Source organism: Streptomyces sp. NPDC018693 (genome assembly GCF_044391385.1).
In the GTDB taxonomy this organism is placed as follows: Bacteria; Actinomycetota; Actinomycetes; order Streptomycetales; family Streptomycetaceae; genus Streptomyces.
On record NZ_JBIRZZ010000037.1, the window covers coordinates 1 to 11,636 of the forward strand.

7 protein-coding genes and 2 pseudogenes are annotated in these 11,636 nt (G+C 70.5%); 2 read left to right on the forward strand and 7 right to left on the reverse strand.

The annotated features are described in order from the left end of the window. Positions 1-221: 221 nt before the first annotated feature. On the reverse strand, positions 222-857 hold the full coding sequence (locus ACH5AC_RS38200) for an MBL fold metallo-hydrolase (protein ID WP_398866971.1): 636 nt from the start codon (positions 855-857) through the stop codon (positions 222-224). After that, positions 854-1,939 (reverse strand): S-(hydroxymethyl)mycothiol dehydrogenase, encoded by a 1,086-nt coding sequence (locus tag ACH5AC_RS38205; RefSeq protein ID WP_398866972.1) that lies wholly within the window; start codon positions 1,937-1,939, stop codon positions 854-856. The genes ACH5AC_RS38200 and ACH5AC_RS38205 overlap by 4 nt, the downstream gene beginning before the upstream one ends. A 375-nt stretch (positions 1,940-2,314) precedes the next feature. On the opposite strand from ACH5AC_RS38205, the gene ACH5AC_RS38210 reads away from it, so the two are divergent. Next, entirely contained in the window at positions 2,315-4,039 is a 1,725-nt protein-coding gene (locus ACH5AC_RS38210; protein ID WP_398866973.1) for a BCCT family transporter, read from the forward strand. A 132-nt stretch (positions 4,040-4,171) separates the two neighbouring features. Next, positions 4,172-5,223, forward strand: a pseudogene (locus tag ACH5AC_RS38215) (chorismate-binding protein). 77 nt (positions 5,224-5,300) lie between these two features. Here ACH5AC_RS38215 and ACH5AC_RS38220 read toward each other — a convergent pair. The 5 genes and pseudogenes from ACH5AC_RS38220 to ACH5AC_RS38240 all read right to left on the reverse strand — a co-directional run. After that, a complete protein-coding gene (locus ACH5AC_RS38220) occupies positions 5,301-7,601 on the reverse strand; it encodes an FdhF/YdeP family oxidoreductase (RefSeq protein WP_398866974.1) in 2,301 nt (766 codons plus the stop codon). 180 nt (positions 7,602-7,781) lie between these two features. Continuing rightward, a complete protein-coding gene (gene mshA / locus ACH5AC_RS38225; RefSeq protein ID WP_398866975.1) occupies positions 7,782-9,164 on the reverse strand; it encodes a D-inositol-3-phosphate glycosyltransferase in 1,383 nt (460 codons plus the stop codon). Beyond that, positions 9,161-10,018, reverse strand: coding sequence for a formate dehydrogenase accessory sulfurtransferase FdhD (gene fdhD, locus ACH5AC_RS38230; RefSeq protein ID WP_398866977.1), 858 nt, complete (start codon positions 10,016-10,018; stop codon positions 9,161-9,163). The genes mshA and fdhD overlap by 4 nt, the downstream gene beginning before the upstream one ends. An 11-nt stretch (positions 10,019-10,029) precedes the next feature. Further along, positions 10,030-11,412 (reverse strand): L-serine ammonia-lyase, encoded by a 1,383-nt coding sequence (locus ACH5AC_RS38235; RefSeq protein ID WP_398866978.1) that lies wholly within the window; start codon positions 11,410-11,412, stop codon positions 10,030-10,032. Positions 11,413-11,480: 68 nt separating this feature from the next. Next, a pseudogene (locus ACH5AC_RS38240) lies at positions 11,481-11,636 on the reverse strand (serine hydroxymethyltransferase); the annotation flags it as partial.

The following is an 11,636-nucleotide window of genomic DNA, read 5'->3' on the forward strand; positions in this document are numbered from 1 at the left end:
ACATGACCACCTCGGTGCGTATAGCGAAACTGATTGCGGTAAGCGCAACATCAGTCTGGAGTCGCCCACAACCCTTGTCAAGGCATGCAGAGGGCCGGTTGAGTCACCTCAACGAGTTGCGCATCACGCAGTGTCGAGCGTGATGAGAAACGAAAGGCGCACACCTGCTCCTCGGCCTGCGGGGCCGGGAGCGGGCGTGCGCCGCGTGGCGGAAAGTGCGGTCAGAAGCCTCGGTCGATCCACTCCTGCAGGTGCGGGGCCTCGGCGGCGACGGTGGTCGTCTCCCCGTGCCCGGTATGGACGACGGTGTCGCCCGGCAGCGTCAGCAGCCGGTCCCGGATGGAGTCGACGATGGTCGGGAAGTGGCTGTACGACCGACCCGTCGCCCCCGGCCCGCCCGCGAAGAGCGTGTCGCCGCTGAACAGGGCGGTGAGGGCCGGCGCGTACAGGCAGACCGCGCCGGGGGCGTGGCCGGGTGTGTGCAGCACGGTCAGCTCGACACCGGCCACCGCGATGACCTGGCCGTCCGCGAGTTCGGCGTCCGGCGCCCGGTCGGGATGGGTCTGTTTCCACAGCGGCAGGTCGTCCGGGTGGAGCAGGACCGGGGCGCCGGTGAGCGCCGCCAGTCCGGGCGCGGCGTCGATGTGGTCGTTGTGCGCGTGCGTGGACACGATCGCGATGAGGCGCCGGTCACCGACGGCCCGGGCGATCGCCTCGGCGTCGTGCGCGGCGTCGATGACGATCGCCTCGGTGTCATCGCCGACGATCCACACGTTGTTGTCGACGTCCCAGGTGCCCCCGTCCAGCGAGAACGTGCCCGAGGTGACGAGATGTTCGATGCGGGCGCCGGACGTCACAGGACCACCACCGAGCGCAGTACGTCGCCCCGGTGCATCCGCTCGAACGCCTTCTCGACGTCGTCGAGCGCGATCGTCTCCGTGACGAAGGCGTCCAGGTCCAGGCGGCCCTGCAGATAGAGATCGATGAGCATCGGGAAGTCCCGGCTCGGCAGGCAGTCGCCGTACCAGGACGACTTCAGCGACCCGCCCCGCCCGAAGACGTCCAGCAGCGGCAGTTCCAGCTTCATCTCCGGAGTGGGAACGCCGACCAGGACCACCGTGCCGGCCAGGTCGCGGGCGTAGAACGCCTGCTGGTACGTCTCCGGACGGCCGACCGCCTCGATGACCACATCGGCACCGAAGCCCTCGGTCAGCTCACGGATCGCCTCGACCGCGTCGGCGCTCCTGGAGTTGACCGTGTGTGTCGCACCCAGCCTCTTCGCGGTCTGGAGCTTCGCGTCGTCGATGTCCACCGCGATGATCTTCGCCGCACCCGCCAGGCTCGACCCCACGACCGCCGCGGCCCCCACACCGCCGCACCCGATGACCGCCACGCTGTCACCACGCCCGACATTGCCGGTGTTGATGGCCGCACCGATGCCCGCCATCACCCCACATCCCAGCAGACCGGCCGCCGCCGCCGACGCCGACGGATCGACCTTGGTGCACTGCCCCGCCGCCACCAGCGTCTTCTCCGCGAACGCCCCGATGCCCAGCGCCGGCGACAGCTCCGTACCGTCCAGCAGCGTCATCTTCTGCTTCGCATTGTGGGTACTGAAGCAGTACCACGGCCGCCCACGCAGACAGGCCCGGCACTGCCCGCACACCGCACGCCAGTTGAGGATCACGAAGTCACCGGGTGCGACATCACTGACCCCTTCCCCCACCGACTCCACGACACCCGCGGCCTCATGGCCCAGCAGGAACGGGAAGTCGTCGTTGATGCCGCCCTCGCGATAGTGCAGATCGGTGTGGCAGACCCCGCATGCCTCGATCCTGACCAGTGCCTCCCCCGGGCCCGGATCGGGCACGACGATCGTTTCCAGGCTGACGGGGGCACCCTTCCCCCGCGCGACGACAGCACGGACCTGGTGAGTCATGACCACTCCTCGGCTGATACGAGATCCGAATCGGATGTTGCCTATTGCGGCACGCATCTCATCTTCCGCAACACAGCATCGTGGAGCGCGGACCGGGGGTCAAGGCGCCGAAGTCCGCCCCGGGGTGTCGGGCGGACTCGATGGCGGAAGTCGGACACGGCCGGTCACCTTCGTGTCACAGCTCCATTCCGATGCCGGTCGCGAGTCCGACGACTGAAGCCAGGGGACTTGACGGCGGGACCCAGGGCCTGTTCGCTGTTGCGCCAACAGCGAACAGCTTCTTATTACGCAACACGCCACCGGCCTGGTGCCGCGCAGCAGCACTCGCCATCCCAACGACCATGCCCGAGCCCGACGAACAGAAGGAAAGAGAGCATGGCTACTCCCCAGACGGCGCAATCGCCAGACATCGCGGATCAAGAGAAATCGGGGCCCCGCTCCCGTTCGACGTCGATCGCCCCGCGTGTCTTCTGGCCGTCCGCGATCATCATCGTCGCCTTCGTGCTCTACGCCACGATCTTCAAGGACTCCGCCCAGGACGTCATCTCCACCGTGCAGGAGGAGATCATCAGTGGCCTCGGCTGGTACTACACCGCCCTGGTCTCACTCTTCGTGATTTTCGCCCTCTGGGTCGGTGTCGGCCGCTTCGGAGACATCAAGCTCGGCAAGGACGATGAGCGACCCGAGTTCGGTATGGCCTCCTGGCTGGCGATGCTGTTCGCCGCGGGTATGGGTATCGGTCTTGTCTTCTGGGGTGTCGCCGAGCCGCTGAACCACTTCGTCTCGCCGAGGCCGGGCGTCGGCGAAGGCGAGGCCCAGCGGAGCGAGTTCGCCATGGTCCAGACGTTCCTGCACTGGGGGATCCACCCCTGGGCCGTCTATGTCGTGGTCGGTCTCGGCGTCGCCTACGCCGTGCACCGCAGGAGCCGTCCCCTCTCGATCCGCTGGGCCCTGGAGCCGCTCCTCGGCGACCGGATCAAGGGCGCCTGGGGTGACGCCATCGACACCGTCGCCGTCGTCGGCACCGTCTTCGGCGTGGCCACCTCGCTCGGTTTCGGCGTCCTGCAGATCTCGGCGGGGCTCGGCTTCCAGGGATGGGTGACCGACCCCGGCACGTCCCTCAAGGTCGCCCTCATCGTCGGCATCACCCTGCTCGCCACCCTCTCCGTGGTCACGGGCGTCGGCAAGGGCATCAAGTGGCTGTCGAACATCAACATGGGCCTGGCCGGCGCCCTGATGGCGTTCGTGCTCGTCGCGGGCCCCACGCTGTTCATCCTCAACGGCTTCGTCGAGGACATCGGCGCGTACCTGCAGAACCTCCTCGCGCTGAGCTTCGACACCGGCGCCAGCCAGGGCGCCGAGGGCACCGCGTGGGTCAGCGGCTGGACGGTCTTCTACTGGGGCTGGTGGATCTCCTGGGCCCCGTTCGTCGGTGTCTTCATCGCCCGTATCTCCCGCGGACGGACCGTACGTGAGTTCGTCACCGGCGTGCTGCTGGTACCGACTCTGCTGACCTTCGTCTGGTTCGCCGTCTTCGGCGGTTCGGCACTCCACCGCGAGACGGTCGGTGCCGGCGGACTCGTGGGCGACGACGGCACGGTCGGTACGGACAGCGCGCTCTTCCAGCTGCTCGACACCCTGCCGGGCGGTTCGCTCGTCGCCGGAATGGCGCTCCTGCTGATCGTGCTGTTCTTCGTCACCTCCTCCGACTCCGGCAGCTACGTGGTCGATGTGCTGGCTTCCGGCGGCGACCCCGAAACGCCGAAATGGAGCCGCGTGTTCTGGTGCGCCGCCGAGGGCGCCGTGGCCATCGCCCTGCTGATCGCCAGCGGCACGGGAACCTCGTCGCTGTCCACGCTGCAGACAGCCGCCATCATCACGGCACTGCCCTTCAGCCTGGTGATGATCGGGATATGCCTCGCCACGGCCAAGTCCTTCCGCCGGGAACACCACGCCTATCTGGCCGCCCAGCGCAAGAAACAGGAGGAACGGCTCATCGACCAGGCCGTCACCGCGATCGAGGAGGGCCTGGAGAACGGGACCTCGTCGAACGGGTCCAAGGACGGCGCCGACAGCGCGGTGAACGTGCGCGCCACATAGGCAGACGTCCGACTCAGTGAGCCTCCCGGAGCACCGCTGTGCTCCGGGAGGCTCACGTCCTTGGCGCCCTGTGTGCCGAAAGGAGAATCGCTGCTCGGCTCCCGCTCCGCCCCACACGCGGCCCACAGCGGTGTGCGCGGGGCGCCCCACCTGCCCCCTCTCGCCCGCTTCGGCGAACTCGTCGCCACGGACCTGCGGGAGGTCACCGGCGACCCCGCGGCCCTGGACTCGACCGGTTCTGGGCGGTGGTCGCGGACTTCGAGGGCCGGCTGGTCTGCGCCCGCTTCGGGGACGTACGCCGCGAGCCCGTGCCCGCCTCACGGCCCGGCGCCTGGCGCGGCCCCGCCGCCGGTGACTGGGCGTCCTCGCTCGACCGCGCCGCATACACCGCGGGCGTGCGGCGGATCCGTGAGCACATCGCGGCGGGCGAGGTCCACCAGGCGAACCTCTGCCGCGTGCTGTCCGCGCCCCTGCCAGAGCCCGGGGGACCTCCCTCCGACGTGGACGCGCTGACCGCGCTGCCGGCCCGGGGCAACCCGGCCCCGTACGCGGGTACGGTCCGGCTGCCCGCCCACGGCGTGGAGGTGGCCACCGCCTCGTCCGAGTTGTTCCTGCGCCGGGTCGGCCGGGTCGTGGAGTCCGGGCCGATCAAGGGCACCGGGCGGACCGCCGCGGACCTGCTGGAGAAGGACCGGGCGGAGAACGTGATGATCGTGGACCTGGTCCGCAACGACCTGGGCCGTGTCTGTGCCACCGGCTCGGTGACCGTCCCCGCGCTGTGCGCGGTCGAACAGCACCCCGGCCTGGTGCACCTGGTCTCCACCGTGCGTGGCGAACTCGCCGAGGGTACGGGCTGGCCGGAGCTGCCGGCGGCGGCCTTCCCGCCCGGCTCCGTCACCGGCGCCCCCAAGTCCAGCGCGCTGCGCATCATCGAGACGCTGGAGACCGTACCCCGCGGCCCGTACTGCGGCGCCATCGGCTGGGTCGACGCCGACCGGGGCATCGGCGAGCTGGCCGTCGGCATCCGCACCTTCTGGATCGACCGGACCATGACCGGCGGCTCCGTCCTGCGCTTCGGCACCGGCGCGGGCATCACCTGGGGGTCGGACCCCGAGCGCGAGTGGGACGAGACCCGACTGAAGGCGTCCCGGCTGCTCGCGGTGGCCTGCGGGACCGGCGGGTGAATCCCTCCTCGGCGGTGGCGACAAAAGGCGTCCGGGTGGCCGGCGTCCTCATGCCGACCACCCGGATCTTCCCCTGTTCACGCTCCGGCAGCCGGCTCCAGCCGGACCACGATGGACTTTGACGTGGGGGTGTTGCTGATCTCCGCTGTCGAGTCGAGCGGCACCAGGACGTTGGTCTCCGGGAAGTACGCCGCGCAGCAGCCGCGGGGGGTCGGGAAGGCGACGGTGCGGAAGCGTGGTGCCCTGCGCTCCACACCGTCCTCGTACTCACTGACGATGTCGACGAGATCGCCGTCGGCCAGACCGCGTGCGGCGAGGTCGTCCCGGTGCACGAACACCACACGGCGTCCCTGGTGGATCCCGCGATAGCGGTCGTCCAGCCCGTAGATGGTGGTGTTGTACTGGTCGTGCGAGCGCAGCGTCTGCAACAGCAGCCGGCCTTCAGGCACGCGCGGGAAGTCCACCGGGTTCACGGTGAAGTTGGCCCGGCCCGTGGCGGTGTTGAAACGGCGCTCGTCGCGGGGCGGGTGGGGCAGGGCGAAGCCGCCCGGCTGCCGTACCCGGGCGTTGAAGTCCTCGAAGCCGGGGATCACGCGTTCGATACGGTCACGGATGCGGTCGTAGTCCGACGCGAACTCCTCCCACGGCACCTGCGGGTCCGCTTCCCCGAGGGTGGCCCGTGCCATCCGGCAGATGATCGCGACCTCGCTCAGCAGGTGCTCGGACGCGGGCGCGAGCCGTCCCCGCGACAGGTGCACCATGCCCATGGAGTCCTCCACCGTCACCGACTGCGGCCCGCTCGGCCGCAGGTCGGCCTCGGTCCGGCCGAGGCACGGAAGGATCAGGGCCTGCTCCCCGGCGATGACATGCGAGCGGTTGAGCTTGGTCGAGATCTGTACGGTGAGACGGCAGCCGCGCAACGCCTGCTCGGTCAGGTCGGTGTCGGGGGCCGCGGCCACGAAGTTGCCGCCCAGCGCGACGAAGACCCGTACGTCGCCGTCGCGCATGGCGCGGATGCTGTCGACCGCGTCGTGGCCGTGGTGCCGCGGGGGCGTGAAGGCGAACTCGGCGCCGAGCCGGTCCAGGAACGCGGCGTCCGGCTTCTCGTAGATGCCCATCGTGCGGTCGCCCTGCACGTTGGAGTGACCGCGCACCGGGCAGAGGCCGGCGCCCGGGCGGCCGATGTTGCCGCGCAGCAGAAGGAAGTTGACGACGTCCCGGATGGTGGGCACGGAGTGCTTGTGCTGGGTCAGTCCCATCGCCCAGCAGACGACGATCTTCTTGGCGGCCAGCACATGGCCGAACGCGGTCCGGATCTCCTCCTCGGGCAGGCCGGTGGCCTTGAGGATCTCCTCCCACGACACCTTGCGGGCATGCTCGGCGAACTCCTCGAAGCCATGCGTGTACCGCTCGATGAACGAGGTGTCCAGGCAGCGGCCGGGTGCCTCGTCCTCCGCCTCCAGCAGCATGCGGTTGAATGCCTGGAACAGTGCCTGGTCGCCGCCCAGCCTGATCTGCAGGAACTGGTCCGCCAGCTTGGTGCCGCCGCCGATGACGCCGGAGGGCTTCTGGGGGTTCTTGAACCGGAGCAGCCCGGCTTCGGGCAGGGGGTTGACCGCGATGACGCGCGCTCCCCGCTGCTTGGCCCTCTCCAGCGCGGAGAGCATCCGGGGGTGGTTGGTGCCGGGGTTCTGGCCGACCACGAGGATCAGGTCGGCCTCGTGGAGATCCTCCAGGCTGACGCTGCCCTTGCCGATGCCGATGGTCTCCACCAGGGCCGAGCCGCTGGACTCGTGGCACATGTTGGAGCAGTCCGGCAGGTTGTTGGTGCCGAGCATCCGGACGAAGAGCTGGTAGAGGAACGCGGCCTCGTTGCTGGCCCGTCCGGAGGTGTAGAAGGCGGCCTGGTCCGGGTGATCGAGCGCGTTGACTTCGCGGGCGATCACGGCGAAGGCGTCGTCCCAGGAGATCGGCCGGTAGCGGTCGGCGCCGGCCGGACGGTACATGGGACGGGTGAGGCGCCCTTGCTGCCCGAGCCAGTAGTCGCTGCGCGGAAGCAGGTCCTCCAGGGTGTGCTCGGCGAAGAAGTCCGGGGTGACCCGCCGTACGGTGGCCTCCTCGGCCACGGCCTTGGCGCCGTTCTCGCAGAACTCCGCCTTGTGCCGGTGGTCAGGCTCCGGCCAGGCGCAGCCGGGACAGTCGAAGCCCTCCTTCTGATTCACCCGGAGGAGGGTGAGCAGGCTGCGGCGGGCTCCCATCTGTTCGCCGGCATGCCGCAGCGAAGAGGTGACCGCGGGAAGGCCGGCGGCGTACTCCTTCGGCGGGCCGACCCGCAGTCGGGCGTCGCCGGGGTCCTCGGCAGGTGGCTTTCGAGTCATCTGTAGCGCTACTCCGCGGTGTAGGGGAACCAGAGCCACTTCGTTGCGAATCGCACAACAGTAGCGTGATACGCAACCTGTCTAAGAAAGCCCGCCCGACGACGTCCTGTCAAGAGAACGACCGGCGTGCGCCTCGGCGAGCAGAAGGGTGACCCGCCCGGACGGGAGTTCGCACCGGAGCTACCGCAGTCGTCCCTCGCCGGCCGTGCGAGGACCGCGGCCACGACGGAGCAGGGCCGCCGTGTACACCTCCGCCGTGGCCGCCGCGGCCGTGGCCCAGCCGAAGGACCGGGCGTGCCGGACCGCGGCCTCGCTCATCCGGACGGAGCGGACCGGGTCGTCGGCGAAGCCGCCCAGCGCCCGTGCGTAGTCCGCCGGATCGTGCCCGGATACGAGAACGCCGCTCACGCCGTCCCGTACGGCCACCGGCAGCCCGCCGACTCTGGCGGCGATCACGGGGGTGCCGCACGCCTGTGCCTCGACGGCCACCAGGCCGAAGGACTCGCTGTGGGACGGCATGACCAGCACGGACGCCGCCCGGTACCAGTCGGCGAGCCGGTCCTGGCCGACCGGCGGCCGAAACAGCACGACGTCGCAGATGCCGAGGCGGGCCGCCAGCTTCTGCAGTCCCTCCGGCCTGGCCAGTCCGCTGCCGCTGGGCCCGCCCACGACCGGCACCACCATCCGCTCGCGCAGCCACGGCCGCTCCGCCAGCAACCGGGCCACCGCGCGCAGCAGCACGTCCGGGGCCTTCAGCGGCTGTATGCGGCCCACGAACAGGGGGATCAGCGCGTCCTGCGGGAGACCGAGGCGGGACCGGGCCGCGGCTCGTCCGGCCGGGACACCACGGGCGTCGGGCCGGAAGCGCTCCAGGTTGACGCCGGGGTGGACGACGGCGACCCGGCCGGTGTCGGCGTCGTAGTGCCGCAGCAGTTCGTGCGCTTCCTTCTCGGTGTTCGCTATCAACCGGTCGGCGGCCCGTACGACCTGACTCTCGCCGACGACGCGGGCGGCGGGTTCGGGGGTGTCGCCGTCGGCCAGGTTGGCGTTCTTGACCTTGGCCATGGTGTGCATGGCGTGCACGAGCGGGACGCCCCAGCGCTCGGCGGTGAGACGGCCGACGTGGCCGGACAGCCAGTAGTGGGAGTGGACCAGGTCGTAGTGGCCGGGGTGGAGGCCCGCCCAGGCATGCGTCACGCCGTGGGTGAAGGCGCACAGCTGGGCCGGGAGGTCCTCCTTGGCCAGCCCTTCGAAGGGTCCGGCGGCCACGTGCCGTACCAGGACGCCGGGCGCGAGTTCGACGCTGGGCGGGAGTGCGGCGGAGGTGGCCCGGGTGAAGATCTCCACCTCGATGTCGATGGCGGCGAGGCGCCTGGCGAGCTCGACGATGTAGACGTTCATGCCGCCGGCGTCGCCGGTGCCCGGCTGGTGCAGCGGTGAGGTGTGCACACTGAGCATCGCGACGCGGCGGGGGCGCCTGTGCGTGCCGGGTGGCCGCGGTCGGGGCGGGACGACGAGACTGCCGTGATTACGGCTGCGCCGGAACCCTTCGAGCCGGATCATGTACCGGCCCCCGCGGTTGCCCTGGCCCGCAGGTCGAGGCGCTGCTCGCCCGCGTACACGTTCATGGAGCCGCCGCGCAGGAAGCCGACGAGTGTCAGCCCCGTCTCCACCGCGAGGTCCACGGCGAGGGAGGACGGCGCGGAGACCGCCGCCAGCACCGGGATGCCGGCCATGACCGCCTTCTGCGCGAGCTCGAAGGACGCCCGCCCGGACACCAGCAGAATGGTGCGGGACAGCGGCAGTCCGCCGGACCGCAGCGCGCGGCCGATCACCTTGTCGACGGCGTTGTGCCGGCCGACGTCCTCCCGCAGGTCCAGCAGCTCGCCCTCGGGCGAGAACAGTCCGGCGGCATGCAGTCCGCCGGTGCGGTCGAACACCCGCTGCGCGGCCCGCAGACGGTCGGGCAGGCTCGCCAGCAGCTCGGGAGTGACCCGGACCGGGGGTGTGTCCGCGATCGGCCAGCGCGCCGTGGTCCGTACGGCGTCCAGGCTCGCCTTGCCGCACAGGCCGCACGACGACGTCGTGTACACGTTCCGTTCGAGCGTGATGTCGGGCAGCGGCACGCCGGGGGCGAGGTGCACGTCGACGACGTTGTACGTGTTCGAGCCGTCCTGTGTGGCGCCCGCGCAGTACACGATGTTCGCCACGTCCCCGGTCCGGCCCACGACTCCCTCGCTCACCAGGAACCCGGCGGCGAGCGCGAAGTCGTCCCCGGGCGTGCGCATGGTGATCGCCAGCGGCTTGCCGCCGAGCCGTATCTCCAGTGGCTCCTCCGCCACGAGCGTGTCCGGGCGCGTGCTCGGCGCACCGTCCCGGATGCGCAGCACACGCCGTCGCTCGGTGACCCGTCCCATGGATCCCCTCTTCAGCACTCGATGACGTTGACGGCGAGGCCGCCGCGGGCCGTCTCCTTGTACTTGACCTTCATGTCGGCGCCGGTCTCCTTCATGGTCTTGATGACCTTGTCGAGGGAGACGTGGTGACGCCCGTCGCCCCGCAGGGCCATCCGGGCGGCGGTCACGGCCTTCACCGCGGCCATGCCGTTGCGCTCGATGCACGGGATCTGGACGAGCCCTCCGACCGGGTCGCAGGTGAGGCCCAGGTTGTGTTCCATGCCGATCTCGGCGGCGTTCTCGACCTGTTCGGGGCTGCCGCCGAGAACTTCGGCGAGACCTCCGGCGGCCATGGAGCAGGCGGAGCCGACCTCGCCCTGGCAGCCGACCTCGGCGCCGGAGATGGAGGCGTTCTTCTTGAAGAGCATGCCGATGGCGCCCGCCGCGAGCAGGAAGCGGACGATGCCGTCCTCGTCGGCGCCCGGCACGAACTCGAGGAAGTACTGCAGGACGGCGGGGATGATGCCCGCGGCGCCGTTGGTCGGAGCGGTGACGACCCGGCCGCCCGCGGCGTTCTCCTCGTTCACCGCCATCGCGTAGAGCGTCACCCACTCCATGGCGCGGCCCGCCGGGTCGCCCTCGCTGCGCAGCGCCCGGGCCGCCGCCGCAGCCCGCCGACGGACCTTGAGACCGCCGGGGAGGATGCCCTCGCGGCCCAGCCCCCGGGCGACACATGCCTCCATGACCCGCCAGATCTCCAGCAGGCCGGCACGTATCTCCTCCTCGGTGCGCCATGCCTTCTCGTTCTCCAGCATCAAGGCGGAGATCGACAGGCCGGTCTCCTCGGTCAGGCGCAGCAGTTCGTCGCCGGTGCGGAAGGGGTACTCCAGGACCGTGTCGTCGGGCCTGATGCGGTCCGCGCCGACCGCGTCCTCGTCGACGACGAAGCCGCCGCCCACGGAGTAGTACGTCTTCTCCAGCAGCGGCACCCCGTCGGCGTCGTACGCGAAGAGGATCATGCCGTTGGCGTGGTACGGCAGCGACCGCCGGCGGTGCAGGACCAGCTGGGTCGAAGCGTCGAAGTCGATCTCGTGGGCCGGGCCGATCTCCGCGCCGAGGAGGCGGATCCGGCCCGTGCTGCGGATCCGCTCGACGTCCAGGTCGGCCTGGGCGACGTCGACCGTGTGCGGCTCGTTGCCCTCCAGGCCGAGCAGCACCGCCTTGGGAGTGCCGTGGCCGTGGCCGGTGGCACCGAGGGAGCCGAACAACTCCGCCCGGACCGCCGTGGCCTGGGCGAGTACGCCCTCCTGCTTCAGCCGCGCGACGAACATCCCGGCGGCGCGCATCGGCCCGACGGTGTGCGAGCTGGAGGGGCCGATGCCTATGGAGAACAGGTCGAAGACGCTGATTGCCACGCCATGCTCCGTGGGATTGGAGGGGCGAGCCGAACAGTCTTGGGCACGCCCCTGCGGAAGGTTGTCTCTTACCGGCCGGGGTAGAGCGGGTGCTTGTCGGCCAGGGCCTTGACCCGGGTCCTGAGGGCTTCCGCGTCGTAGGACGGCTTGAGTGTTTCGGCGATGACGTCGGCGACCTCGGCGAAGTCCTCGGCCGTGAAGCCGCGGGTGGCCAGGGCGGGGGT